The sequence below is a fragment of the Silvania hatchlandensis genome (genome assembly GCF_025564065.1).
GTDB classification, from domain to species: Bacteria; Pseudomonadota; Gammaproteobacteria; order Enterobacterales; family Enterobacteriaceae; genus Enterobacter; species Enterobacter hatchlandensis.
The window spans coordinates 99,212-122,830 of record NZ_JAMGZK010000046.1; the positions used below are offsets into that span (position 1 = coordinate 99,212).

Below are 23,619 nucleotides of genomic sequence, written 5' to 3' on the forward strand. Positions count from 1 at the left end.
TCTGCCTCTTCTCGGTGATGTTGTCTTCCCCGCAGGGAAATTAATCGTCATGCGTGACATAGCCAAAATTAAACCCTCCCAGCACCGTTTCTCGCAGGTACTGGTTCATCGGATAGCTGTAGCTTTGCCCAATACTGACAGCATGCACAACGCGCAGTAATGCCTCGCCGCGAAGGGCTAAAGGCTCATCGGTAATCGAAATTTCAGCCCCCTTCATCGCATTCCTTAAGTCCTGATAGGCCGCTGATTCGGTGATGCTGTTATTCATCACGCTAAACATCACCAGCAGCGCTGAAATGAGCGCGACAGGGAAAATCAGCGGATGATGATTCAGGATCTGTACCGCGCGCGAGGATCGCCGGGCCAGGATGGCGGCTGTCAGGGGCACAAGCACTAAATAGAGCAGTTTTGCCAGGTGGGTGAGGGCGCCAATCAGGGAGAAGATCAGCGCAACAGGCGGCACAATGACGGCTCGCGCGGCATCCTCACCTTGTTTTTCATTTTCGCCACCCGCGCTGTAGCTGGCTAACGATGCCCGCAATCCCGGTAACTGCTGCTTTACGGCCTCATTAAGATGGGGAGTGTGCAGCTGGGCGGCAAACAGCTTTAACCCGTCATTTTTCGGGTATTCCTCGCGAACGAGCGTGCCTGCCGGGAGCACCAGTTTTTCGCGCAGGTTTTTTTGTACCACCTCCTGGCGGAAGAACACCCCCCAGTCGAGTCGTTTGGGAATAGTCACTCCGTTAAATACAACGGTTCGCTGAGCGAGATATCGCTGTTTGACGGTTTTCGCTACCGCAGCATCAAACCCGGCGCGATCGGATGGCGACCAGTTATTGGCGACGGGTACGCCTTGCCCGCGAACATGGTTACGCACGCTGGCGTAGTAACGCCGGGGAACGTTCCAGGTTTTCAGTCGCTTTGCCTCTAACGAGCGTTCATAGCGTTGCCAGGCTTTGTCCTGCTCACGGCGAACCGCCTCGCTGATGTCCATTTGATCGTTGTAATAGGCCACGTACTGTTTATGGACGGTTTCGCGTGCCTCCAGCCAGGCTTTGTAATAGCCAAGGACACCCCCTTCCCGTGCGCTGATGTTGTCGCGTAAATTTTGCTCTGCGCCGCTTTTCAGCAGCTGATGATAGCGATCGGAGGAACTCAACAGGATGGGGAGCGTGGCCAGGAACGCTTTCCCGGACGGACTCGTCCAGGTCTGTACCTGCCCGCCCGCATTATCCAACGGGATCCCTTCCAGCGTCTGATGGCCTTCAATCAACGAACGTTGATAGAGTTGCGCCAGCAGCGACATCTGGCGAAATTCGCCGGTGCTCTTCGAGACCTGGCGTTCAATCACCCATTCCACGGCGTGCCACGTTACCGTGCCGGTAACCAGACACAGCAACAGCACCGCGACCGTGGTTGCCTTTGCCGTCAGGATTATGCCTTTTTTCTGTAGCCTGACATTGGCGAGCAGCGCAAACTGTAGTACCAGCAGCGCCGCCGCGATGGCGGTTAATGTCCGCCCATAACGCTCAATATTGTGAACTTCTTCAGCCGTTGACACGCTGCCGACCAGATCGAGCAGGCGAGAGTTGAACGCCAGTTCACAAATGAGATAGGTCAGGGTAATGCCGATCACCAGCCAGTTTTGCCAGGAGGGGAGAGGCGAGCGCTTGATCCCGTCGCGCGCCCCTGTCTCTGACTGTGCCTGCTCGGTCATGATTTGATCTCCAGGCTGGTTTGACGGGTTTTTGTCGGCTGGTAGATCTCGGTCGGCAGTGAGTTATCCAGCTCAGGCTGGGCAACCTTAGGCGGAAGCGGTTGTTCAGCTTTGACCGGTGTGCGTTTTATCGGCTTAGATGAGCTCTGTGATTTGGCTTTACGCGACGTTTTGACCTTCTCTTGGCGGTCAGTCTGCACGGTTTTTTGCGGCTGAACGGGCAGCCGACGATGGTAAACCTCACCATGCTGCCAGTTGAATTGTTCAATACGATTCTCGGTTTTAAAGTTCAGCTGCAGTTTATCCGCGCTGGCAGTTATATCCGGTCCGATATCGCATATTCCGCTAAAGGCCCACTCCTGCGAACGCGTGTTCTGCAGGTCGACCAGCCGATATTGCGCCGGGCAGGACGACGTCGCCACTTTCAGCAGCAACAACGTATGTCCTTCGATATGATATTGATTGATGATCCTTGCCCAGCTCACGCCTTCCAGCGGGCGCTCAATCATCAGATTGCTCCATTTCAGACTGTAGCGGCCACCCAGTTCTCTTAACGCGCCTTTCGAGCCATCGGCCAGCGTAAATTGACCGACTTCATTCCCCAGCACGCTCGCCAGGTCAGTATTAAAAAGGATCTTACCGTTTTTATCGTAACGGACAGAGCAGCCGCTTAACCCGAGAATTAATGCCAGAACCAGTAAACTTCGCAGGGTTAAGTTGTGCAGTGACACGCTCATTGCTTAATTCCGTTTTTGTTCATGTTTTATCAATGCAAAAAGTTATCAATGTCACCATTGATAACTTTTGAAGGGAATACTTGTGCGAGCGTTATGCTTTCGGCAGTTTGCCTTCACCCAGACGGGTCATACCCTTAATAATTTTGATTAATGACCAGATAAACCAGGCAAGGCCAACAATCATACCAATGACAAATACCCAGGTCAGTAAGGCAACAATAACGAGCACAAAGCTAATCCAGAACAGTTTGATGAGATAGTTAAGGTGCTCTTTCTCGAACGCCGTTGCGCTGGAGCGATTGACGTAGGCCATAATCACGCCAACAAGCGCGGCTAACCCGCCGGTGAAATAGCTGACGATGAACAGAATATAAATAATTCTGATGGTCGTGACTTTCGATTGTGCGGCGATCGTTGGGTTCTGCAATTGTTCAGACATAGAATATTCTCGCGATTTTAGTTAAGGTGAAAAGACGTGCTGGTAATACATTTCTTGCATTAGTCTGACGATCGTAACTTCGATTACCCCATTGGACTGTATTGTTATGACAGATTGATGAAAAAAATTATTATCGTTATTCACTGTCAGAAGCAGGTAAAGGGCTAGCCCCAAAAAAAGCCAGAAGAATTTAGCACGTTAACGTATTCCGTCAATATCCAATTCTGGTAGTTATCAAGATGTTAATCCACTTAAAGCGCTAAGGCTTCGCTGTTTTTAGCTAAATGTAACTACTATTAATGGTGGTTAAATCGCGAGTATGTCAGCAATAATTAAAAATATCGCTGTTAATTTTATGCTTAGCGCAAATTATACAAAACAGAAAATTGCATTTAGCTTCGCCACAATGACATTGGTTGATTAATGAAATAGCCGAGAATACACGTTGATTTTAAATTTCGTATTCCATTACACGTGGAGCAGATGCTGGGTGGATAAAAAACAGTTGCTGAAGCTGGCGTGACGCGTATCGATGAGGTGAAACGAAGCAAAATTGTGATCTTCAAAAGTAATAATGGCTGGCAGGCGGCAGGTTTGTAAGGCCAGTAAAACCTCAGATCTGGCCCTTTTCGCTTTTAGTGAGCAATGCGCGTCTAAAATGCAAAAAGGTGTCAGATCTGAAGCCATTACACAGTACACTCCCATGGTCAGAACTGCTCTTGTCCGAGACGATGCAGACAGCACTGATACAGACATTAACCCTTGGGGGCGACTTATGAACAATGAAGTACCGATCAAATATTATGACATCGCGGATGAGTACGCGACGGAATCCGCAACGCCGGTGAGCGAGTCAGAGCGTGATTCCCTGGCACACTACTTCCAGCTGCTGCTCACCCGCTTAATGAATAACGAAGAAATCAGTGAAGAAGCGCAGCAGGAGATGGCCTCTGAAGCAGGTATCAACGCGCAGCGCATAGATGAGATAGCGACGTTCCTCAATCAATGGGGCAATGAATAGTTTCTGTTGATGTAATGCCGCTTGATTCAGGATCCGGAAATGCGCTGCGTTTCCGGATTTTTTTTCGGGTCGCAAAACGGTGAATGTCTTGCAAGATGTTCGCTGAAATAGCTGAATGCCCCTTCCGTTTTTCCGTAAAGTTACATGCTTTCCACACTCAAACGGTACGTTGAGGCAGCAGGCGATACACTGCGTCTTGATGTTGAGCTGCCGGACGGTTCGCACTATGCATTTGTACTGTAAAATGTAAAAGCAAAAAGCCCGCTTAAGTTTCCTTAAGCGGGCTTCTCTAATTTGGCTCCTCTGACTGGACTCGAACCAGTGACATACGGATTAACAGTCCGCCGTTCTACCGACTGAACTACAGAGGAATCGTTTGAACGAGGCGCATATTAATGGCCTCGCTATTTTGTGTCAACCCTAATTTCAACATGCTGATTCAGTTGGCTAATTAAGGCGCAAAATGCGGATTTAGTGTACTTGAGTGGCGGGATCCTCGCCATCTTCGCTATTGTCACGTAAACGCTGCATCGGGTCCTGCTGGTAAAAATAGCAAAAACGTTGCCACAGTGCCGGGAAGCGCGGGGCGAAAAGCTCCGGTGCGCTAAAGAAATATTCCGACAGCACGGCAAAGCACTCGGCGGGATCGGTGGCGGCGTAAGCATCGATGCTGGCCGCGCTTTCCCCTACCAGATCAATTTCATCCTGAATATTGTTCATGGCCGCATGCAGATCGTGCTCCCAGCCTGCCACTTCACGTAGCGGGATAAACGGCACGCCGCTGGCGCGGTCACCGTTGCGGGTATCCAGCTTGTGCGCCACTTCATGCACGATCAGGTTAAAACCCGAGGCGTCGAACGAGTCCTGAATATCCAGCCAGTTGAGGATAATAGGCCCTTGCTGCCAGCTTTGGCCGGACTGCACCACCCGCTGATTGTGAACCAGTCCGATGTCGTCTTCCCATTCGTCATCCACCACGAACGGTGCCGGATAGATCAACACTTCATGGAAACCGTCCAGCCACTCGATACCGAGTTCCAGTACCGGCAGGCAAAAGAGCAGGGCGATACGCGTGCTTCGGCGATCGTCGAGTTCAAAGCCCTGTAGCGGAACCAGTCGTTTTTGCTGTAAGAAACGCTGGGCCAGATGGACCAGGCGAAGCTTGTCCTCATCCGACAGTGTAGAGAGCACGGGGATTGCCAGAGCCTCATCCCACGGCAGCGCCGTACTTCGGGCGGATTCATTCGATTTCCAGGGCCATTTAATCATCGCTTTGCTCGCAAACTCGTCACATGAACAAAATTGAAAGGTTTTGGTCTGTTAAAATGCCAAATTACCTGGCATGATGGCAACCATCAAAACGGAGAGATGCCGGAGCGGCTGAACGGACTAGTCTCGAAAACTAGAGTAGGGGCAACTCTACCGGGGGTTCAAATCCCCCTCTCTCCGCCACTTTTCCTCGTCAGTCATACTTCCCGAACGCATTATGCTTAGCCCTCCCGGGCGTGGTGTACCTTATCATTCTGATTATGAGAAGGCACAGCGCTTTACCGCTTGGTAACAATATATGTGAACTGAATCAGGGTGTTTGCCTGTATGGGTTGCATTGTATTCATTACATCAATGGCAATACTGTCTGAGTAAGGCTATTTGTGCGGGCTGCAGGCGATAGCGATACACCGGGCGTCCGGTTGCACCATAGTGAATGCTGGTAAACAGGATATTGACCTGCGCCAGCCAAATCAGATATTTGCGGCATGAGACCCGGGAAATATTGACTGCGTTCGCCAGATCGTCAGTGGAGAACTCAGTCTCCTGATGCGCATCAATCCACAGGCAAAGGGTGCGCAGCGTCTGCGTCGTCAGCCCCTTTGGCAGGCGACGACTGTCCGCCAGCCCCGGCGCGCCGCCTCGCAGCAGCCGGTCAACGTCGGCCTGTTCATAATACTGATGCGAATCCATCAGGTTTTTCTTCTCGCGCCAGCCAATCAGGGCCTCTTCAAAGCGCGGAAACGGGAACGGCTTGATCAGATAATCCACCACCCCGTAGTGCATGGCCGTTTGAATGGTTGCCGCATCGGATGCCGACGAGATCATAATCACATCTATCTTACGTCCTGAGGCGCGCACTATTGGCAGCAGGCTAAGGCCGTTGTCATGCATATAGACGTCGAGCAGGAGCAGATCCAGCGACCGGGCAGGATCGTTAACCACCGCGCCGGCTTCAGCAAGCGTGGTCGCTACCCCACAACAGCGAAAACCCTCAACCCGGTTCACGTACTGGCGGTTGAGGTCGGCCACCATGGCATCATCATCGACAATCAAAACATCTATCACGCGATCTTCCTTTCACATTCCCACGGGATCTGTACAAAAAACTGAGTAAACACGCCCGGCTCAGATTCGACGGCTATCTCGCCGCCAAGGCTTTCGGTTTGCTGACGGGCGAGGAACAGGCCGACTCCGCGGTTTTCTCCTTTGGTGGAGAAGCCTTTATTAAAAATAGCACTCAGGTCTTGCGGGTCGATACCGGGCCCGTCATCGCTCACCTCGACGCTGAGCCAGCCATTCTGGTAGTGCAGCAGCAGGTTGATTTCCCCTTCGGGCTGCGCGGCCATCGCATCCAGCGCATTTTCAATCAGATTGCCCAGAATAGTGATAAGACCTGTGACCTGCTTTTCATCGGGATTATCCGGCACGTCACTCTCGGCGGCCAGCGTCAGGCTATACCCTAACTCTCTGGCGCGGTTGATTTTACCGAGCAGAAACCCGGCGACCACCGGTGACTTGACGGTACGCTGGATGGCACCAATATCGTTCTGCCAGCTGTTGGCGGTGAGCAGGACGTACCGCTCCAGCTGGTCATAGTGCTTCATGTTCAGCAGGCCAAGGATCACATGCAGCTTATTCATAAACTCATGGGAATGGGTTCGTAGTGCATCAAGGTAATTCGCCATCCCGTCCATGCGCTGCATCAGCTGGCTGATTTCCGTTTTATCGCGAAAGGTGGTGATGGCACCCATCAGCTGATTGTCGCTCCACACCGGCAGGGTGTTACAGAGTAAGAGTTGGCCGTGGCAGTTGAGCTTTTGATCCTGACGCGGCTGGCCGGAGCGCAATACCTCACGCAGATTTGCCAGCAGGGGCGCATCATGCAGCGCGTCGCCGCTGATATTCAGGATCTGGCGGGCCGCATGGTTCACCATCGTTACATGTCCTTGCCGATCGACCGCGATGACGCCTTCCCGTAGGGAGTGCAGCATCGCCTGGCGCTGCTCCAGCAGGGCTGAAATTTGATAGGGTTCAAGGCCAAACAGCACGCGCTTTAACATCCGCACCAGCCCCCACGCGCCCAGCGCGCCGAGCAGCGCGCTGAACAGCACCAGCCATATAGCATCCCAGCGGTTGCGGGCGATCTGCTGCTCGACCTTCTGTAGGGAGATCCCGACGGCAACCACCCCAATCTGCTGACGCTGGGCGTTATATACTGGCGTGAAAACGCGCAGCGCCTCGTCGAGCACGCCATGGTTGATGGCAACATTTTCTTTATCCTTCAGCGCAGGCCGCAGATCGTCGCCAATAAAGGCTTTGCCGAGCAGGGTGCTGTCAGGATGGGAATAGCGGATGCCCTGCATATCAGTGACCACGGCAAACAGCAGGTTGTTACGCTGCATAACCGCGAGGGCGACAGGCTGAATAATGTTGCTTTGCGGGGGGAGGGATAAGCCGTGGATCACCGCCGGGCTGTCGGCCAGCGTTCTGGCGACGGCCAGGGCGGTATCCCGCACCCCATCGCGCGTCGCTTTGGTTATTTGCGCAAAGTAGAGCGCAAAAATCACCACTAATATGCAGCCAGTCACGCTGTAGACCATCAGGGTGACGAGGGTGTTCAGTTTCATTGGGCGCTTGTTCGGGGTCGTCACGGGGGGCAAATCGCGCATTGAAACTCCAGGCAGGACAGAAAGAGGCATTATCGCTGATGACGCCGGTTTGTTAAAGCTGTGTAAATGTTGGCAGAGGAGACGATCGGAGTCAGCCCCATTTCGTACGGCATCCCGGTTTGATAAATATCTGTCACGAAACCATTATCGCTATCAGTCAAAATTTGCCGGAGATCAACTTAACGCAAACTGACGGGTAAGAATCGTCCCGAGGGGATGCGTTTAGTTCAAAAATGTGATTTATTTCACGGTTTAAAATGGCGATGTGGTAATTACAAGGACGAAAATAATGGAAAGCAAGCACAATCGCAGCCTCGGGGGAAAACTGGCACTGTGGGTGTTTTACGCATTTTGCGGCTATTTTATCTGGGCGATGGGTCACTATTTCTGGGTGATCAGCAAAGTAAACGTCGTATCAGATTCCCTCATTGACGGCGAGATTGGATCAACATCCGGGAAATGGCTGGGTGCATTGCTCGGTTTTCTGCTGTTGGGGGCGGTGGGGTTGATCCTCGGAGCGATTGCCTGGTATACCCGGCCCCGCGATGTGGCAGATAATTAAATAATTGCTATTGTACGGCTTTTCATTGTGTGGAAAGTGCTATGGACCTCGAACAGTGGCAGCAACGTTTTGAAACCTGGCTGGCGGCGCATCATCCTGCTGATGATGCGGCCCATGACATATCGCATTTTCGCCGCGTCTGGCAGACGTCACAGCGGCTAATGGTCAATCAGCCGGTCGAAGGGCTGACGATCCTGGCGGCCTGCTATTTTCACGATATTGTCAGCCTGCCCAAAAATCATCCCCAACGCGGCCGCTCCTCGCAGCTGGCGGCCGAAAAGACGCGCGCTATTCTCAGCGAACATTTCCCGGACTTCCCAGCCCATCATTATGCTGCGATCCAGCATGCTATCGAAGCACACAGCTTCAGCGCCGGGATTGCCCCCCAAACTCTGGAAGCGAAAATTGTGCAGGATGCCGACAGGCTGGAAGCGCTCGGGGCGATCGGCCTGGCGCGTGTGTTTGCTGTGTCCGGCGCGCTGGGGGTGGCGTTGTTTGATGCGGACGATCCTTTTGCCGACCGACGCGCGCTGGATGACCGGGCGTTTGCCCTCGATCATTTCCAGACCAAATTGTTACGCCTGCCGGGGACTATGCAAACCGCCGCTGGAAAGGCGCTTGCGCAGCATAATGCCGATTTCCTGATCCAGTTTATGGCCAAGCTCAGCGCCGAACTGGGCGGCGATTGCCAGGGTATCGACAGCGCGGTGTTACGGCGTTTCGGCTGCAGTCGATAGTGCCTTTCTGTGTTACTCTGTTTTGAGTCCCTTTTGGCCGGTTAAACCTATGCAGGAAAATGTATCAGTGACGGAGTCCACGCTTGCGCTGGCAGAGAAATCAACGGCGTCGGTTCAGGCGTTGTTGTGTCAACTGCTGGAAATTTACGATGCCAGATCATTAGCAAATCAACTCAATGCGCAGGGCGAAAGCCACTGGAGCCCGGCGATTATTAAGCGGCTGGTGACCAGCGATCGCGCAGGCCAGCGCCTTAGCGAGGGTGAGTTTAGCTTGTTGCAAAACCTGCTGCCCCGTCCTCCAGCCCATCACCCGCAGTATGCTTTTCGGTTTGTTGATCTGTTCGCCGGGATTGGCGGGATCCGCCACGGCTTTGAGGCGATTGGTGGCCAGTGCGTGTTCACCAGCGAATGGAACAAACACGCGGTGCGCACCTATAAGGCCAACTGGTACTGCGATCCGCAGGCGCATCAGTTTAATGAGGACATTCGTGAGGTGACGCTCAGTCACCAGAGCGGCGTGACCGATGCCGAGGCGGCGACGCATATCCGCAACGCCATTCCGGCGCACGATGTGTTGCTGGCGGGCTTCCCGTGTCAGCCTTTTTCGCTGGCGGGGGTGTCGAAAAAGAACGCCCTCGGCCGCGCCCACGGCTTTGCCTGCGACACCCAGGGAACGCTGTTCTTCGACGTGGCGCGCATTATAGATGCCCGCCGTCCGGCGATTTTTGTGCTGGAGAACGTCAAAAACCTGAAGAGCCATGACGGCGGAAAAACCTTCCGCATCATTATGCAGACGCTGGACGACCTGGGGTACGACGTGTCCGATGCCGGAGAGAGCGGGCCCGACGATCCGAAGATCGTCGACGGCAAGCATTTCCTGCCCCAGCATCGGGAGCGCATCATTCTGGTGGGCTTCCGTCGCGATCTCAACCTGAGCAAAAACTTCACCCTACGCGATCTTCCGGCGCTTTGGCCAGCCCGCCGACCTACCATCGCCGATCTGCTGGAGCCGGCAGTGGACGCCAAGTTTATTCTCACCCCGGTGCTGTGGAAGTACCTGTACCGCTATGCGAAAAAGCATCAGGCGAAAGGTAACGGCTTTGGCTTCGGGATGGTGGATCCCACCAATCCTAACAGCGTCGCCCGCACGCTGTCGGCGCGTTACTACAAAGATGGCGCCGAAATCCTGGTTGACCGCGGCTGGGATAAAGCGCTCGGCGAGCGTGATTTCGACGATCCCCACAACCAGCGCCATCGTCCGCGTCGCCTGACCCCCCGGGAGTGCGCACGCCTGATGGGCTTTGAAACGCCGCAGGGTTATCAGTTCCGCATTCCGGTGTCGGACACCCAGGCCTATCGCCAGTTTGGTAACTCCGTGGTGGTTCCGGCCTTTGCTGCGGTGGCCCGACTGCTGGAGTCGCGCATTCTGCAGGCCGTGCAGCAGCGCCAGGGCGAGGCCGTCAATGACGGATGTCCACAGTAAGGCCACACGCAGCAAGAACATGCGCGCCATCGGCACGCGTGATACCGCCATTGAGAAACGGCTGGCGGCGCTGTTAACCCAGCTCGGGGTTGAGTATCGGGTACAGGACGCCAGCCTGCCCGGACGTCCTGACTTCGTCATCGAGAGCGAGCACGGCGTGATCTTCACTCACGGCTGCTTCTGGCATCGCCACGACTGTTACCTTTTCAAGGTCCCGGCGACCCGCACCGATTTCTGGCTGGAAAAGATTGGCAAAAACGTGGTTCGCGACCGGCGCGATATCGGATTGCTGCATCAGCAGGGCTGGCGTGTGCTGGTGGTGTGGGAGTGCGCCCTGCGCGGCAGACTAAAACTGGATGACACGGCGCTCACCGAGCGGCTGGAAGAGTGGATCTGCAGCGGCGGTGCCACCGCGCAGATCGACACTCAGGGCATTCACCCGCTCAGGGTTTCTCCGCCTGGCACGGCGTAACCACCGGTTTAGCCGGAAGCAGATACTTGCCTAACGTCACCAGCACCACCGCCATAATAATAATTCCCAGCGCCATCCACTCCACGGATGAGAGCGATTCCCCGCCAAGTCCGGTACCGAGCAGCACCGCGACCACCGGGTTCACATAGGCATAGCTGGTGGCAACCGCCGGAGAGACGTTGCGGATCAGGAACATATAGGCGTTGATCGCAATGACCGAGCCGAATATCGCCAGATAGCCCACCGCCAGGAAGCCCGATAAATCAGGCATTGCCGTCATTTTTTCCCCCGTCAGCAGGGAGGCGGCCAGCAATACGATCCCGGCGGTCACCATCTCAATGGCCCCGGCCATCATCCCGGTGGGCAACTCAATACGTGACCCGTACACCGAGCCGAATGCCCAGCTCATGGAGCCAATCAGGATCATCAGAGCGCCCCACGGATTGCCGCTCAGGTTGCCGCCACTGTTGAGCAGAATAATGCCCGCCATCCCGATGGCGATCCCGAGCCACTCCAGCTTGCGCGTCTTGATGCCAAACAGGCGGCTGAAGCACAGCGTAAACAGCGGCACCGTGGCGACGACCACCGCGGCGATGCCGGACGGCACATCCTGATGTTCGGCGACGGTGACAAAGCCGTTACCGACAGCCAGCAGCAGAACGCCAATCAGGGCGGCGTTAAGCAGAGGTCGCAGCGGCGGCAGCTTATGCCCGCGTAGCATCAGGAACGCCAGCAGCAGCGCGCCCGCCGAGAGGAAACGCACCCCGGCCATCATCAGCGGCGGCCAGCTCTGCACGCCGATACGGATCACAAAGTAGGTAGAGCCCCAGATGATATACAGCGCAAACAGCGCGCCCATTAATGGTAATAAGTGCCTGAAACGCATACTCCCTCACGGCGAATTAAAAAGGTCGCATATAGTTAACGTGAAAACTATCACGCTGGCGAGTCCTTTAATTGTGTCGTTGATGTGAATTAATTGTTGACTTAAGTCGGGTGGTTTCGGGCTCCCGGCTTTTACTCCATACTGTTCAGGTCACTAACAAAAAAAGAAGGAACGTAATTTTGGCGGGAAGTAGCTTACTCACATTGCTGGATGATATCGCCACGCTGCTGGACGATATTTCGATCATGGGAAAACTGGCGGCCAAGAAGACCGCCGGGGTGCTGGGGGATGACCTGTCCCTCAATGCTCAACAGGTTTCGGGCGTGCGCGCCAACCGGGAATTGCCCGTAGTCTGGGCGGTGGCAAAAGGCTCGTTTATCAATAAAGTGATCCTCGTGCCGCTGGCGCTGCTGATCAGCGCCTTTATCCCGTGGGCCATTACGCCGCTGCTGATGATTGGCGGCGCGTTTCTCTGTTTTGAAGGGGTGGAGAAAGTGCTGCACACCTTCGAGTCACGTAAAGAAAAAGAGAGCCCGGCCGCGCGTCAGCAGCGTCTGGAAGCGCTGGCTTCACAAGATCCGGTAAGCTTTGAACGCGATAAAATTAAGGGCGCTATTCGCACCGATTTTATCCTCTCGGCGGAAATTGTCGCCATTACGCTGGGGATTGTGGCGGATGCGCCGCTGCTGAACCAGGTGCTGGTGCTCTCCGGGATCGCGCTGGTGGTGACCGTGGGTGTTTACGGCCTGGTGGGGATCATCGTCAAGCTCGATGACGTCGGCTTCTGGCTGAACGAAAAAACCAGCGTGCTGGCGAAGGTGACCGGAAAAGCGCTGCTGGTGGTGGCCCCGTGGCTGATGAAATCCCTGTCAGTGATTGGGACGGTAGCGATGTTCCTCGTCGGCGGGGGAATTATCGTTCACGGCATTTCGGCGCTGCACCATGCGATTGAGCACATGGCCGCGGGGCAGGGCGCGTTTGTCGGCGCAATTCTGCCGACGCTGCTGCATCTGGTGATCGGTTTTATCGTCGGGGCCGTTGTCGTTGCGGGGGTAAAACTCGTGGCGAAAATGCGTGGTCGATCACATTAAAAAACGGCGCTGATACCAGGCATAACCGCCGATCCTCGTCTAAATTGATACAGTTTCGCACTGATAAAGGAGGCGGTTATGGTCTTTCTGGTCAGCGATGAAGTTAAGCCTAAAAACGGCGGTCCGCGCATGGTTGTCACGGGCTTCGCCAGTGGCATGGTGGAGTGTCGTTGGTACGATGGTTACGGCATCAAGCGCGAAGCGTTTCATGAAGATGAGCTTCAGCATGGTGACAGTTCCCGACGACACGATCAGGCTTAAGTCACGCTACGCCCGGCATTGCCGGGCGTTTTTGTGCGCTATACTCGCAGCAGAGTGTAATATTCCGTTAATGGGGCGCGGATGGCGCAGATGGCTTTCATGGAGAGTTTGTGCAGCACGACAACGTTGTGAGAAAAGAATCTTTTCTGGCGCGTCACCGTTTTCAGCCGGGCCGGATTGTTAATATTTGCTTCATCTCTGTCCTCATTTTCTCCACGCTGCTGACCTGGCGTGAGGTGGTGGTGCTGGAAGATGCCTACGCCGCCAGCCAGCGCAATCACCTGGAGAACGTCGTCAATTCGCTGGATCGCCAGCTGGAGTTCAGCGTCGAAAAACTGCTGTTTTTTCGCAACGGTATGTATGATGCGCTGCAGGCGCCGCTGGCCTCTACCGTCCTGCGCGACACCGTGTCCCGCTTCAACAGCTTACGAAATCAACCCTTCTGGCAACTCACCTTCGATGAGCGGCGCACCCTGCCGGTCAACGGCGTCTCCGATGCTTTTGTGGAACAAACGACGGCTCTGGACCGCGACGACAAGCAGATCGTTAACGAGCTGAGCGCGGCCTTTGAAGTAGGCTATCTGCTGCGGATCTCGTCCCCGGAGCGGCTGGTAAAGAAGGTGACGTATGTATCGCGCGCCGGTTTTTACGTTTCGACCGATCCCGCCGACTGGCGAGATGACATCACCACCCGTTATTACCAGCGGGTGACCAGCCCGTGGTACACCGGCCAGTCGGAGCGTGAGAACCCGTCCCGCAGCGTGCGCTGGTTTACACAACCGGCGCTGGCCGGAGCTGAAAACGAACAGATTGTCACCGTCAGCGTGCCGGTCGATTTTAAGCGTTACTGGTACGGGGTGCTGGCGATCGATTTTTCCGTCTCGACCCTCAAACATCTGTTACAGGATGCCGTGAACGGGCGCGGGGAAGGGGAGTATCAGCTGTACGACAAGCGCTTTAATCTGCTCGCCACCTCCGCGAGTGATGCCAGCAAGGTCCACCGCTTCGACGAGCGCGAAATCGCACAAATTGCCCATGCGCGTGAAGACGATACCCAGGGCGGTCTGCGGCTGGGCAGCCGCTACGTTAACTGGCAACATCTTGATCACTTTGATGGCATGTTGCTGCGCATCCACACCCTCAGCGAAGGGGCGCACGGTGATTTTGGCAGCATCAGTATTGCGCTGGCCCTGCTGTGGCTGCTGTTTACCAGCATGCTGGTGGGCTCGTGGCTGGTGATCCACCGCACGGTCGGCAATATGTCTACGCTCCAGCATTCGCTGCAGTGGCAGGCGTGGCATGACCCCCTTACGCGCATGAATAACCGCGGGGCGCTGTTTGAGCGCGCCCTGGCGCTGGCGGCAACGTGCCAGCAGTTGAAGCAACCCTATTCGGTGATGCAGCTGGATCTGGACCATTTCAAAAATGTGAATGACCAGTTCGGCCACCAGGCGGGGGATAAAGTGCTGGTCCACGCGGGTGGGTTAATAACCAGCACTATACGCGATGGGGATGTCGCCGGGCGCGTGGGCGGCGAAGAGTTCTGTATTGTGCTCCCGGACACCTCTCTGGAAGAAGCGGCGCAGATTGCCGAGCGCATCCGGGCGCGCATCAACCGCCGTGAGATCCTGGTGAAAAAGAGCCGGACAACGCGCATCAGCGTGTCGATTGGCGTCAGCAGCGCGCAGGAAAGCGGGAATTACGATTTTGAACAACTGCAGTCCATCGCTGATGCCCGTCTTTACCAGGCGAAGCAGCGTGGACGCAATCAGGTGGTCAGTCAGGACCCGATAAAGTGATCCAGTCCTTCACGCCAGCCTGCCGGACCGGGCTGTTGGGTATGGTAGACCCGTTCCGGGGTATCATTTTTAAGCTGGATGCCATGGCGGTTGATACCCTTGACCACCACCGCGAAGTCCACGCTATCCAGCAGCGGGGCGTCGTTTGGCCCGTCCCCCAGCCCCAGCGTGGTGGGAAGGTTGCCTTCACGCTGAAGGTACTGGGCATTGAGCCAGTTAATCGCCTGATCCTTACCGCCGCGCGCGTCGAGGATGTGCCAGAAGCGGGCACCCTGCACAAACTTCAGGCCCAGCTCCACCAGCGCCGCCTCAAATGCCGCCATTTTTTCGTCGCTGTCGCGCCAGATGAGCGTCGCCGAGGCTTCGTGCAGCCGCGCCAGCGCCGCTCTCTCATTGCTCAGCCCGGTCCACTCGCCAATCACCCGTACGTCCACGTCATCAAAGGTGGTGAACTTATACCCGTCGCGGCTGCGTAGCTGATTGATGATACTCACAATCTCAGCGTGCGGAATGCCGTTCATTAACCGGGGCGCGTCGGGGTGATCGTTCCAGCGGACGTCAAGCTGGATCACCGCACCGTTTTCCGCAATAAAGGGCAGCCCATCCAGCCCAAGGTCACTCTGAATCTCCAGCATCTCGGCTGCGGTCTTGCTGCTGCATAAAATGACCGGGATTTGATTATCCTTCAGCGTCTCCAGCCAGCCGAGAGCCGGTTGCCAGCTGTAGGTGTGAATATCCAGCAGGGTGCCGTCCAGATCGCTGTAAACCAGCAGAGGATCCTGAAGTGAAGGCATGGTGTCTCCCGTAAATATGTAGGCTGTCTTAAGAATAGTCTTAAACAAAAAGGGGTTAAAATATACGCAAATTGGGACCGTTACCGCTCAGGCCCCAGGCCTGCCGCATGTCGGCAACCATAACTCAAATCTCATTTCTGAGTTTTTGCTATTCATATTGTTAATATATCCTTGTCTTACAAAATTTTTGGGGATAAGGTTTGTCCGACATCAGATTTCCTGATGTAACGAATTTACAAGTGCTTCTTGCATAAGCAAGTTTCATCCCGGTCACCCCATGACCGGGATTTTTTTCGCCTCAGCGATTCACTTCTGACACGCTAAAGTCGTGTATATCGAGTTCAAAGGCCTCTGCCAGCTCACGCCAGGTGTGGTAGTCCCGGTCGTTCACCCGCACGTGGTTAGGGTCATCCTCGATGCGGCGTACTTCGCTTTCGCTGATCTCATTGATTGCCGCGAGCAGGGCATCAACGTCCACATTCACCTCACGTTTTGCCGTTTCACTGTACTCTTTTGCGGTCTTCATCACTCATTCCTCTCATCACCGAATTCAGCTATAAGTATAGACCGCTGATAAAATCGTCAGTCGCGCGGGGAAGGCGCTGCCAGTTTTCGCGTTTTGTTCTACACTGGCTCAAAACCAGAGGAGGATTGTATGAAGGTCAACGATCGGGTTACCGTTAAAACAGACGGCGGGCCACGCCGTTCGGGTGTAGTGCTGGCCATTGAGCAGTTTAATGAAGGGGTAATGTATCTGGTATCGCTGGAAGATTACCCGCTCGGTATCTGGTTCTTTAACGAGGTTGGCCATCCTGACGGTATTTTTGTCGAAAGCGTAGAGTAGTCTTAGCCGTGTCGGGTGGCCTGGGGCGTGCCCGACGCGTTAATAAAAATCTCTGGCATAGCCAGAGATTGGGAAACAACTGAAGGGCGCGGATTAGCGCAGATTGACAAAAATACCGTTGGTCACATTGTCCGTCAGGCGCACGACGTGGTAGATCACTTGCTTATTGTGCGTTTTAATTTTCCTTTTAATATTTCCCTTATGTGACGAAACGGTCTTCGCCTTGATATTCATCTGATCGGAAATCTGGATCGTGCCCTGTCCCGCCATCCACATGCGCAGCATACTCGATTCGGTGCGGCTCAGTGATAATGTCGGAAATTTCTCACCGTGACTGTTTATTTCTTTACTTAAATAATCGCCCAACAAGTCATCCAGCGACTCGGGCTTAATGGACTTCGAACTAATAAGAAGATTCTGACGCACCCGCAAATATTCATCAAAATGCAGATTGGCAATAGCCATGAATACAATAAACAAGGTTGCGGGATGCTGATTAATGATCTGCTTTATTTGCTGACTGTTGGCGGGGTCGTGAATAAAACAGTCCTCATTAATAAACACCACACCAGGCGTAAACTGGTCGCAGGCGGCGGCGAGTTCGTCAACGGTATGTACATCGTTGATGTCTCGTTTTTTTACCCCCCTGCTGTTCAGATACCCGGTTAACCCCAACCGGGTGTAACTGCATAAATCCATAATGATCGTTGACATGGCATACCCTCACTCAATGCATAACGATAATTCACCCACTGCCCGATAATTCTTAAACAACCAAACGGGATAAAATAATAAAATTACCTGCGCGCATTACAAGGACTTTCAGGCGAACTCACTATCCCGTAAAGTTACGTATAATTTGCCAGGAATCATCTCAAAGTAAAGTAAATGTTGAGTATTGTGAGGAGCATTGAAACAATTAACCCGCGCCAGATATATCCTGCCGGATGATTCCTGGAATCTCTTTTAGGAATATCCTCATAAAGACAGGATAAAAAGCAGGGGTTATTATTTTGCTGGTAGTTCGTGAATAATATCTGCCAGTAAATTAAATAATTCACTGAATAAACGCTCACAGAATGGGGCAATGAGCGGCATTAGCAGGGAAATAAGCAGCAGGCCGACGGTGAGGGTGATGGGGAAGCCAATCACGAAAACGGAGAGCTGTGGCGCCATGCGGTTCAGTAAGCCCAGCGCCAGGTTGATGGTCAGCAGCAGGGTAATCACCGGCAGCGCCAGCATCAGGCCATTGAGGAAGATCAGCCCCGCCGCGCGGGTCAGAGACATAAACGCGTTGCTGTTGACCGGGTCGCCGCCAATCGGCAGGGTATGGAAGGTATCCACCAGCATCGACAGCAGCCACAGATGCCCGTCAAACGCCAGGAACAACAGCAGGGCCAGCATATCGATGATGCGCGCCAGCACCGGCATATTGAGATGGCTGGCAGGATCAAAGAAGGTGGCGAACGACAGGCCCATCTGCAAACCGATCAGCTCCCCAGCGGTACGGATAGCCGCAAAGGCGAACTGCATAGTAAAGCCAAGCGCCACGCCAATCAGGATCTGCTGCAGCCCCAGCCACAGAGCGGCAGGGGAAAATATCGGCACGTTTACCGTTGGCAGCGTCGGGGCGATGATAATGGTGATGACGATCCCGAGGGCGATTTTTATCCGCTTCGGTACCGTGCGCTCGCTGAAGATAGGCGCAGTTGAGATCAACGCCAGCACGCGCAGCAAAGGCCAAAAATAGAGGCTTAACCACTGCATCCATTGGTCGCTGGTAAAGTGCAGCATCCGTCAGTTAGCCAATGATATAAGGCAGATTGGTGAACAGATTACGCATGTAATCCAGCAGCAGGTTCAGCATCCACGGCCCGGCGATAATGATCGCCACAAACACGGCGATAATTTTCGGAATGAACGAGAGGGTCATTTCGTTAATCTGCGTGGCGGCCTGCAGAATACTGATAATCAGGCCGGTGACCAGCGCCACCAGCAGCAGGGGAGCGGCAACGGCAATCGCAACTTTCATTGCTTCCGTGCCCATCATCATTACCGATTCAGGGGTCATCGTGCGCGCCTCAACTGTAGAAACTTTGCGCCAGCGAACCGACCAGCAGCTGCCAGCCATCCACCAGGACAAACAGCATCAGCTTGAAGGGCAGGGCAATGGTTGCCGGAGGCACCATCATCATCCCCAGCGCCATCAGCACGCTGGCGATCACCAGGTCGATAATCAAAAACGGAATAAAAATGGTAAAGCCAATCTGGAAAGCGGTTTTCAGCTCGCTGGTGACGTAAGCCGGCAGCAGAATACGCATCGGCACCGCTTCCGGTCCCTGCATCGGCCCCGCATTGGCGAGGCGGGCAAACAGAGCCAGATCCGCTTCACGCGTCTGACGCAGCATAAATTCGCGCAGCGGCTGCGCCCCTTTCTCCAGCGCTTCCTGCATCGAGATCTTCTCTTCGCTGAACGGCTGGTAGGCATCGACATAAATTTTGTCGATCACCGGGGACATGATGAAGAAGGTTAAAAACAGGGCCAGACCCAGCAGCACCTGGTTAGGCGGCGCGGACGGGGTGCCCAGCGCGTTACGCAGCAAACCAAACACAATAATGATGCGGGTGAAGCTGGTCATCATCAGCAGGATGGCCGGAATAAAGGTCAGCGAGGTGATGAACACCAGCGTCTGGATCGGCAGAGACCAGCTTTGACCGCCACCGGCCATCGGCGTGGAAATCAAACCAGGCAGTTGAGCAGACACGGCAGGAGCAAACAGGGCAAGACCTGCAAGCGTAAGGGACAACACAGGGCGCATCACGATCTCCCGGAACGCTTAAGCAAACTCTTCATCACCGACTGAAAATCCGGTGCAACATCGGTGCGGGCCTCGTCAACGACGGGCGCAGGGGGCAAGGTATGCAGCAGATTAATCTGTGATGCCGTCACACCCAGCACCAGCCGGGCGTCGTCCACTTCCACAATCACCACCCGCTCACGCGGTCCCAGCGAGGTGCTGGCGCACAGCTTCAGTCCGCGTGCCCCGGCGGTTTTTCCCGCCAGACCGACGCGTTTTGCCAGCCAGGCGGCAATCAAAATAAAGGCAATAATCCCCAGCAGCGCACCGCTGACCTGCAGCAACGGTGAACCGGGTACCGCAGAGGGTTGAGAAACGGTAGCCTGGGTTGTCATGCTTAACGGCTCAGACGACGCATACGTTCGGATGGGGTGATGATGTCGGTGATACGCACGCCGTACTTATCGGCAACCACGACCACTTCACCCTGGGCAATCAGGTAGCCGTTGATCAGGATGTCCAGCGGCTCACCCGCAAGGCCATCCAGCGCCACGACTGAACCCTGCGTCAGGCGCAGCAGCTCTTTGATGGTCATCCGGGTACGACCCAGCTCCACGGTCAGCTTGACCGGGATATCCATAATCAGATCGATATCCTGCAGCGTGCCGCTGACGTCGCCGCCGCCCAACTGCTGGAACACCGCATCGGCCACGCTTTTGCTGGCCGGTGCTTTTTGTTCGTTTAATGCCTCAGCCCACAGATCGTCCAGTGCTCCGTTGTTGTCATCGGACGGATTGTTCATATCACTCATTTGGGCTGTTCCTCATTCAGAGAATTCAAAATCGGGTTAATCAGGTGCTCAACGCGTAGCGCGTACTGACCGTTCACGGTGCCGTACTGGCTGGTCAGGACGGGCACGCCATCCACATGGGCAATGATGCGATCGGGCTTATCGATCGGCAGCACATCGCCGGGTTTTAATTTTAAGATCTGCGAGAGGCGCAGCGGCACGTCGGCAAAATTCGCCACCAGCTCCAGCTGCGAGTGCTGCACCTGACGGACCAGATTCTCACGCCAGTTCTGGTCTTCATGACGGGAGTTTTCCAGCGGCGGGTTCACCAGCACTTCGCGCAGCGGTTCGATCATGCTGAACGGCAGACAGATGTTGAACTCACCGGTCAGGTTGCCGATCTCCACGTGGAAGGGGGTGTTAACCACGATGTCGTTTGGCGAGGTGGTGATGTTGGTGAACTTCACCTGCATCTCAGAACGCACATACTCCACTTCCAGCGGGTTGATGGCTTTCCACGCGTCGCTGTAGGACTCCAGCGCCAGCTTCAGCATCCGGTTGATGACCCGCTGTTCGGTATGGGTGAACTCGCGGCCTTCCACTTTCGTCGGGAAACGCCCGTCGCCGCCGAACAGGTTATCCACTGCGATAAACACCAGGCTCGGCGAAAACACGAACAGGCCGGTACCGCGCAGCGGTTTCAGGTGGATCAGGTTCAGGTTGGTTGGCACCGGCAGGTTGCGGGCAAACTCATGATACGGCTGAATGCGGATCGCGCCGACGGTGATATCCGGGCTACGACGCAGCAGGTTAAACAGCCCCATACGGAACTGACGGGCAAAACGTTCGTTGATGATCTCCAGCGCCTGCAGACGCTCGCGCACCACGCGACGCTGGGTATTGGGATCGTAGGGGCGAATATTACTTTCGCCCGCCGCACCCGGTTTTGGATCGTCGGTTTTATCGCTGTCGCCGTTGAGCAGCGCATCGATTTCCGCCTGTGAAAGAATACTGTCGCCCATGTCGTTACCGCAAAATAAAGGCTGTATACAGAACGTCAGTGACTTCCTGCTTAGGTTGACCACTCACAAGAGGGGCGGCCAGCGTTTGCTTAATGGCGTCTACCAGCTTCTGCTTACCTTCATCGGTCGAGAGCTGGGAAGCATCCTGGCGTGCGAACAGCAGCAGCAGACGGCTGCGCACTTCCGGCAGATACTCGCTCAGACGCGCACGGGTCGCGTCGTCTTTCAGACGCAGCGTAATCCCCACGTACAGCACGCGCTCCGCGTCACCCAGGTTAACGGTAAACGTATCCAGCGCGAAAAAGACCGGCGCGGCAGGCGGTGGTGGCTCGACTTTGGCTTCGGCTGCAGGCGCCTTGTTCATACGCCAGTAGCTGTAGCCCGCGGTGGCGCAGGCGGCGAGCGTAATTAACACCAGCAGCGGGATCCAGATGGAACGCTTACTTTTTTTGGTGATAGCGGAGTCAGTCATCTGATGCGTGCTTCCTGTTTCGGGACTGCTAATAAGGTGATTATCCCGTGTCCTGTCACCGTCAAAGGGTGGAAAAGACGGGGATAATCACGCTACCTCTGGCGTTTACGCGAAGATATCCACGGCACCGTTTCCACGCGCCACGGACTGCAGGGAGGCCGGGGTGGCCAGCAGTTCATCGTTCTCTTCGTCAAATCCGCCCTGATTGCCGGAGCGGGACGCCTGTTGCTGTTGCTGGGACGCGGCATGCTGCTGGCCGCTGAAGTTTTCGCTGCTGATGTTGCTTTGCGTCAGTTGGATACCGTTATCCGCCAGCTGGGTACGCAGCATCGGCAGCGCCGCTTCCAGCGCGGCGCGCACGTGGCTATGACCTGACACCATCTGCAGCTGCGCCTGATTATCATCCAGTTTAAGCGAAATCTGGATCTGACCGAGATCTTCCGGGTGCAGACGCAGCTCGGCGCTCTGTTGGCCCTGACGGGTAAACAAGGTGATGTGCTGGCTGACAGTCTGCTGCCACTCACCGCTGCCCAGCGGTGCGCTCACCACGGGGACTGTGGCAGGCGTTGGCGCGGCAGACGAGTGGCTGCTGAGGATCGGGGTCATCGTGGCGGTTGGGCCGCTCGGTGATGGCGTGCTCTCGGCGTCCAGTTTGCTGACGGTGGCCGCCATCGTTGGTGTCAACTGCGTGTTTGAGGCTAACGCAGCATCTTTGTCCTGAGCGACCGCTTTCGCGCTGCGCAGCGCATCGGTATCCAGCACCGGCTGGCGGCTATTACCCGCAGGCGTGGTCTGGACCGCAAGCGTATCGGCGTTAACGGGTTTCGGCGCGGCAGCGGTTGCCATCTGCTGGTGCGGCAGCATCGCCATTAAAGCGCTTAATCCGGCCAGCTCTTCGTCGCTGAGATCGGTTTTACTGTCGGCGTCTTTCGCGGCCTGGGCCAGCGTTTTCAGGACGTCGCCTTTGGCAGACGTCAGCAGACCGCTGGTCAGCCCCGGCAGGGTTACCTGCGGTGCGCTGTCGTCGGCGACCAGGATCTCGTGGCGCGCCAGCAGCTCTGCCAGTTTGCCGGTCTCCTGACCTTCGGCGTCCGCGGTCAGGCCCGCTTTTGGCAGCTTACCACCGGCGGCATGCAAATCGTTGAGCGTCAGTCCCGCCTCTTTACCCAGGGCAGGTGCCTCGGTTAATGCGCCCGTCAGCAGGGCGAGAAAATCCTGCGCGCCATCGGCGGCTTTCCCGCTGCGGGTGCTGCCTGCCAGCTCGCTGTCGCTCGAAAGCAGTTGTTGCACTGTGATCATTCCGGTTTCCTCATTGATGCGCGCTGGGCGAACTCATCCATTTTTTTCTGATCGAGACGGTTTTCTGCCAGGGCGGCGGCGGTCAGCTGGCGATCCTGTAACGTCTGCCAGGCCTGTAAACGCTGCTTCTTCTCACGCCAGAAATTCAGCGCCCTGTCGACTTTGTTATTCCACTGGTCCAGCTGCTGGCGATGCTGGTCGATAGCCTTTTCCAGGGTCTGAATAAACTGCTGATAGTTGATCCAGCGTTGGCTGCCGATGCCCTGCGTCATGTCGTTGTTGAGGTTGGCGCGATACTCGTGCTGATAGTCGATCAGCATCTTCAGTTGCTCTTCGGCCTGCTGATGCCCGCGGCGCATGGCGCCAAGCTGCTGGGCGGCAGTGTCGACTTCTTTCTCGGCCAGATCTTTCAGCGTGGCTAATGCGCCGTGTTGCGCCATAACGTTCGCCCTCT

Annotated in this window: 28 protein-coding genes, 2 tRNA genes and 1 pseudogene; 11 read left to right on the forward strand and 20 right to left on the reverse strand. The window is 55.3% G+C overall.

What is annotated here, in order from left to right:
* Positions 1–40: 40 nt before the first annotated feature.
* From M8014_RS09610 to M8014_RS09620, 3 genes are all read right to left on the reverse strand, one after another.
* Positions 41–1,717: a hypothetical protein gene (locus M8014_RS09610; protein WP_271282254.1), complete on the reverse strand. Its 1,677-nt coding sequence runs from the start codon at positions 1,715–1,717 to the stop codon at positions 41–43.
* Complete coding sequence (locus M8014_RS09615) at positions 1,714–2,454, reverse strand: hypothetical protein (RefSeq protein ID WP_271282255.1); 741 nt, start codon at positions 2,452–2,454, stop codon at positions 1,714–1,716. The genes M8014_RS09610 and M8014_RS09615 overlap by 4 nt, the downstream gene beginning before the upstream one ends.
* 91 nt (positions 2,455–2,545) lie before the next feature.
* On the reverse strand, positions 2,546–2,893 hold the full coding sequence (locus M8014_RS09620) for a DUF4870 family protein (protein WP_271282256.1): 348 nt from the start codon (positions 2,891–2,893) through the stop codon (positions 2,546–2,548).
* A 775-nt stretch (positions 2,894–3,668) separates the two neighbouring features.
* Between M8014_RS09620 and M8014_RS09625 the strand changes: the two genes are divergently transcribed.
* Positions 3,669–3,914, forward strand: coding sequence for a YmjA family protein (locus M8014_RS09625; RefSeq protein WP_271282257.1), 246 nt, complete (start codon positions 3,669–3,671; stop codon positions 3,912–3,914).
* A 147-nt stretch (positions 3,915–4,061) separates the two neighbouring features.
* Positions 4,062–4,157, forward strand: a pseudogene (locus M8014_RS09630) (transcriptional regulator); the annotation flags it as partial.
* A gap of 52 nt (positions 4,158–4,209) precedes the next feature.
* On the opposite strand, the gene M8014_RS09635 reads toward M8014_RS09630, so the two are convergent.
* A tRNA-Asn gene (locus M8014_RS09635) sits at positions 4,210–4,285 on the reverse strand.
* A gap of 100 nt (positions 4,286–4,385) precedes the next feature.
* Positions 4,386–5,183, reverse strand: coding sequence for a DgsA anti-repressor MtfA (gene mtfA, locus M8014_RS09640; RefSeq protein ID WP_271282258.1), 798 nt, complete (start codon positions 5,181–5,183; stop codon positions 4,386–4,388).
* Positions 5,184–5,276: 93 nt separating this feature from the next.
* Between mtfA and M8014_RS09645 the strand changes: the two genes are divergently transcribed.
* Positions 5,277–5,366: transfer RNA gene (locus M8014_RS09645), tRNA-Ser, on the forward strand.
* A gap of 168 nt (positions 5,367–5,534) precedes the next feature.
* Here M8014_RS09645 and dcuR read toward each other — a convergent pair.
* Entirely contained in the window at positions 5,535–6,251 is a 717-nt protein-coding gene (gene dcuR / locus M8014_RS09650) for a two-component system response regulator DcuR (RefSeq protein ID WP_271282259.1), read from the reverse strand.
* Positions 6,248–7,855 carry a sensor histidine kinase gene (locus tag M8014_RS09655; RefSeq protein WP_271282260.1) on the reverse strand — a complete coding sequence of 536 codons (1,608 nt, stop codon included), beginning with the start codon at positions 7,853–7,855 and terminating at the stop codon, positions 6,248–6,250. Before M8014_RS09655 ends, dcuR begins: the two co-directional genes overlap by 4 nt.
* 289 nt (positions 7,856–8,144) lie before the next feature.
* Here M8014_RS09655 and drpB point away from each other — a divergent pair, with 289 nt between their 5' ends.
* The 4 genes from drpB to M8014_RS09675 are packed head-to-tail and all read left to right on the forward strand — an operon-like array spanning position 8,145 to position 11,109.
* Positions 8,145–8,417, forward strand: a complete 273-nt coding sequence (drpB, locus tag M8014_RS09660; protein ID WP_271282261.1) for a cell division protein DrpB — start codon at positions 8,145–8,147, stop codon at positions 8,415–8,417.
* Positions 8,418–8,458: 41 nt separating this feature from the next.
* On the forward strand, positions 8,459–9,154 hold the full coding sequence (locus tag M8014_RS09665; protein WP_271282262.1) for a phosphohydrolase: 696 nt from the start codon (positions 8,459–8,461) through the stop codon (positions 9,152–9,154).
* A 49-nt stretch (positions 9,155–9,203) separates the two neighbouring features.
* Positions 9,204–10,637: a DNA cytosine methyltransferase gene (locus M8014_RS09670; RefSeq protein WP_271282263.1), complete on the forward strand. Its 1,434-nt coding sequence runs from the start codon at positions 9,204–9,206 to the stop codon at positions 10,635–10,637.
* Complete coding sequence (locus M8014_RS09675) at positions 10,618–11,109, forward strand: very short patch repair endonuclease (RefSeq protein ID WP_271282264.1); 492 nt, start codon at positions 10,618–10,620, stop codon at positions 11,107–11,109. The genes M8014_RS09670 and M8014_RS09675 overlap by 20 nt, the downstream gene beginning before the upstream one ends.
* Here the strand turns inward: M8014_RS09675 and yedA are convergent.
* Positions 11,081–11,995 carry a drug/metabolite exporter YedA gene (yedA, locus tag M8014_RS09680; protein ID WP_271282265.1) on the reverse strand — a complete coding sequence of 305 codons (915 nt, stop codon included), beginning with the start codon at positions 11,993–11,995 and terminating at the stop codon, positions 11,081–11,083. The genes M8014_RS09675 and yedA overlap by 29 nt on opposite strands.
* A 179-nt stretch (positions 11,996–12,174) precedes the next feature.
* On the opposite strand from yedA, the gene M8014_RS09685 reads away from it, so the two are divergent.
* The 3 genes from M8014_RS09685 (at position 12,175) to dgcQ (ending at position 15,146) form a co-directional block, all read left to right on the forward strand.
* The gene (locus M8014_RS09685) at positions 12,175–13,086 is read left to right on the forward strand and encodes a DUF808 family protein (protein ID WP_271282266.1); all 912 of its coding nucleotides are present in this window, start codon (positions 12,175–12,177) and stop codon (positions 13,084–13,086) included.
* Between the two features lie 78 nt (positions 13,087–13,164).
* Positions 13,165–13,347, forward strand: coding sequence for a YodC family protein (locus M8014_RS09690; RefSeq protein WP_271282267.1), 183 nt, complete (start codon positions 13,165–13,167; stop codon positions 13,345–13,347).
* Positions 13,348–13,457: 110 nt separating this feature from the next.
* A complete protein-coding gene (gene dgcQ / locus M8014_RS09695) occupies positions 13,458–15,146 on the forward strand; it encodes a cellulose biosynthesis regulator diguanylate cyclase DgcQ (RefSeq protein WP_418939605.1) in 1,689 nt (562 codons plus the stop codon).
* Here dgcQ and M8014_RS09700 read toward each other — a convergent pair.
* Positions 15,128–15,940, reverse strand: coding sequence for a mannosyl-3-phosphoglycerate phosphatase-related protein (locus M8014_RS09700; protein WP_271282269.1), 813 nt, complete (start codon positions 15,938–15,940; stop codon positions 15,128–15,130). The two genes, dgcQ and M8014_RS09700, sit on opposite strands and share 19 nt — an antisense overlap.
* Positions 15,941–16,238: 298 nt before the next feature.
* The gene (gene yodD / locus M8014_RS09705; RefSeq protein WP_271282270.1) at positions 16,239–16,466 is read right to left on the reverse strand and encodes a YodD family peroxide/acid resistance protein; all 228 of its coding nucleotides are present in this window, start codon (positions 16,464–16,466) and stop codon (positions 16,239–16,241) included.
* Positions 16,467–16,595: 129 nt separating this feature from the next.
* Here yodD and dsrB point away from each other — a divergent pair, with 129 nt between their 5' ends.
* Entirely contained in the window at positions 16,596–16,784 is a 189-nt protein-coding gene (gene dsrB, locus M8014_RS09710; RefSeq protein ID WP_271282271.1) for a protein DsrB, read from the forward strand.
* A gap of 93 nt (positions 16,785–16,877) precedes the next feature.
* Here dsrB and rcsA read toward each other — a convergent pair whose 3' ends face one another.
* The 10 genes from rcsA to fliJ form a co-directional block, all read right to left on the reverse strand.
* Entirely contained in the window at positions 16,878–17,498 is a 621-nt protein-coding gene (rcsA, locus tag M8014_RS09715; RefSeq protein ID WP_271282272.1) for a transcriptional regulator RcsA, read from the reverse strand.
* A 294-nt stretch (positions 17,499–17,792) separates the two neighbouring features.
* Positions 17,793–18,578, reverse strand: coding sequence for a flagellar biosynthetic protein FliR (gene fliR / locus M8014_RS09720; protein WP_271282273.1), 786 nt, complete (start codon positions 18,576–18,578; stop codon positions 17,793–17,795).
* A 7-nt stretch (positions 18,579–18,585) separates the two neighbouring features.
* Positions 18,586–18,855 (reverse strand): flagellar biosynthesis protein FliQ, encoded by a 270-nt coding sequence (fliQ, locus tag M8014_RS09725; protein ID WP_271282274.1) that lies wholly within the window; start codon positions 18,853–18,855, stop codon positions 18,586–18,588.
* Positions 18,856–18,865: 10 nt separating this feature from the next.
* Complete coding sequence (fliP, locus tag M8014_RS09730) at positions 18,866–19,603, reverse strand: flagellar type III secretion system pore protein FliP (protein WP_271282275.1); 738 nt, start codon at positions 19,601–19,603, stop codon at positions 18,866–18,868.
* Entirely contained in the window at positions 19,603–19,977 is a 375-nt protein-coding gene (gene fliO / locus M8014_RS09735; protein ID WP_271282276.1) for a flagellar biosynthetic protein FliO, read from the reverse strand. The genes fliP and fliO overlap by 1 nt, the downstream gene beginning before the upstream one ends.
* 2 nt (positions 19,978–19,979) lie before the next feature.
* The gene (gene fliN / locus M8014_RS09740; protein WP_032612268.1) at positions 19,980–20,393 is read right to left on the reverse strand and encodes a flagellar motor switch protein FliN; all 414 of its coding nucleotides are present in this window, start codon (positions 20,391–20,393) and stop codon (positions 19,980–19,982) included.
* Positions 20,390–21,394 carry a flagellar motor switch protein FliM gene (fliM, locus tag M8014_RS09745; protein ID WP_271282277.1) on the reverse strand — a complete coding sequence of 335 codons (1,005 nt, stop codon included), beginning with the start codon at positions 21,392–21,394 and terminating at the stop codon, positions 20,390–20,392. Before fliM ends, fliN begins: the two co-directional genes overlap by 4 nt.
* Positions 21,395–21,398: 4 nt before the next feature.
* Positions 21,399–21,866 (reverse strand): flagellar basal body-associated protein FliL, encoded by a 468-nt coding sequence (fliL, locus tag M8014_RS09750; RefSeq protein ID WP_271282278.1) that lies wholly within the window; start codon positions 21,864–21,866, stop codon positions 21,399–21,401.
* A 105-nt stretch (positions 21,867–21,971) separates the two neighbouring features.
* Positions 21,972–23,165: a flagellar hook length control protein FliK gene (gene fliK, locus M8014_RS09755; protein ID WP_271282279.1), complete on the reverse strand. Its 1,194-nt coding sequence runs from the start codon at positions 23,163–23,165 to the stop codon at positions 21,972–21,974.
* Entirely contained in the window at positions 23,162–23,605 is a 444-nt protein-coding gene (fliJ, locus tag M8014_RS09760) for a flagellar export protein FliJ (protein WP_271282280.1), read from the reverse strand. Before fliJ ends, fliK begins: the two co-directional genes overlap by 4 nt.
* Between the last annotated feature and the right edge of the window lie 14 nt (positions 23,606–23,619).

Excerpts from the sequence above, each read along its gene's own strand:
- M8014_RS09665 (WP_271282262.1), top strand. The coding sequence starts at position 8,459 with ATGGACCTCGAACAGTGGCAGCAACGTTTTGAAACCTGGCTGGCGGCG.
- dsrB (WP_271282271.1), top strand. The coding sequence starts at position 16,596 with ATGAAGGTCAACGATCGGGTTACCGTTAAAACAGACGGCGGGCCACGC.
- fliM (WP_271282277.1), bottom strand. The coding sequence starts at position 21,394 with ATGGGCGACAGTATTCTTTCACAGGCGGAAATCGATGCGCTGCTCAAC.
- M8014_RS09620 (WP_271282256.1), bottom strand. The coding sequence starts at position 2,893 with ATGTCTGAACAATTGCAGAACCCAACGATCGCCGCACAATCGAAAGTC.
- M8014_RS09655 (WP_271282260.1), bottom strand. The coding sequence starts at position 7,855 with ATGCGCGATTTGCCCCCCGTGACGACCCCGAACAAGCGCCCAATGAAA.
- fliO (WP_271282276.1), bottom strand. The coding sequence starts at position 19,977 with ATGACAACCCAGGCTACCGTTTCTCAACCCTCTGCGGTACCCGGTTCA.
- M8014_RS09625 (WP_271282257.1), top strand. The coding sequence starts at position 3,669 with ATGAACAATGAAGTACCGATCAAATATTATGACATCGCGGATGAGTAC.
- M8014_RS09615 (WP_271282255.1), bottom strand. The coding sequence starts at position 2,454 with ATGAGCGTGTCACTGCACAACTTAACCCTGCGAAGTTTACTGGTTCTG.
- yedA (WP_271282265.1), bottom strand. The coding sequence starts at position 11,995 with ATGCGTTTCAGGCACTTATTACCATTAATGGGCGCGCTGTTTGCGCTG.
- fliJ (WP_271282280.1), bottom strand. The coding sequence starts at position 23,605 with ATGGCGCAACACGGCGCATTAGCCACGCTGAAAGATCTGGCCGAGAAA.
- fliP (WP_271282275.1), bottom strand. The coding sequence starts at position 19,603 with ATGCGCCCTGTGTTGTCCCTTACGCTTGCAGGTCTTGCCCTGTTTGCT.
- M8014_RS09610 (WP_271282254.1), bottom strand. The coding sequence starts at position 1,717 with ATGACCGAGCAGGCACAGTCAGAGACAGGGGCGCGCGACGGGATCAAG.
- fliL (WP_271282278.1), bottom strand. The coding sequence starts at position 21,866 with ATGACTGACTCCGCTATCACCAAAAAAAGTAAGCGTTCCATCTGGATC.
- M8014_RS09700 (WP_271282269.1), bottom strand. The coding sequence starts at position 15,940 with ATGCCTTCACTTCAGGATCCTCTGCTGGTTTACAGCGATCTGGACGGC.
- drpB (WP_271282261.1), top strand. The coding sequence starts at position 8,145 with ATGGAAAGCAAGCACAATCGCAGCCTCGGGGGAAAACTGGCACTGTGG.
- rcsA (WP_271282272.1), bottom strand. The coding sequence starts at position 17,498 with ATGTCAACGATCATTATGGATTTATGCAGTTACACCCGGTTGGGGTTA.
- yodD (WP_271282270.1), bottom strand. The coding sequence starts at position 16,466 with ATGAAGACCGCAAAAGAGTACAGTGAAACGGCAAAACGTGAGGTGAAT.
- mtfA (WP_271282258.1), bottom strand. The coding sequence starts at position 5,183 with ATGATTAAATGGCCCTGGAAATCGAATGAATCCGCCCGAAGTACGGCG.
- M8014_RS09675 (WP_271282264.1), top strand. The coding sequence starts at position 10,618 with ATGACGGATGTCCACAGTAAGGCCACACGCAGCAAGAACATGCGCGCC.
- fliK (WP_271282279.1), bottom strand. The coding sequence starts at position 23,165 with ATGATCACAGTGCAACAACTGCTTTCGAGCGACAGCGAGCTGGCAGGC.
- M8014_RS09690 (WP_271282267.1), top strand. The coding sequence starts at position 13,165 with ATGGTCTTTCTGGTCAGCGATGAAGTTAAGCCTAAAAACGGCGGTCCG.
- fliR (WP_271282273.1), bottom strand. The coding sequence starts at position 18,578 with ATGCTGCACTTTACCAGCGACCAATGGATGCAGTGGTTAAGCCTCTAT.
- M8014_RS09670 (WP_271282263.1), top strand. The coding sequence starts at position 9,204 with ATGCAGGAAAATGTATCAGTGACGGAGTCCACGCTTGCGCTGGCAGAG.
- fliQ (WP_271282274.1), bottom strand. The coding sequence starts at position 18,855 with ATGACCCCTGAATCGGTAATGATGATGGGCACGGAAGCAATGAAAGTT.
- fliN (WP_032612268.1), bottom strand. The coding sequence starts at position 20,393 with ATGAGTGATATGAACAATCCGTCCGATGACAACAACGGAGCACTGGAC.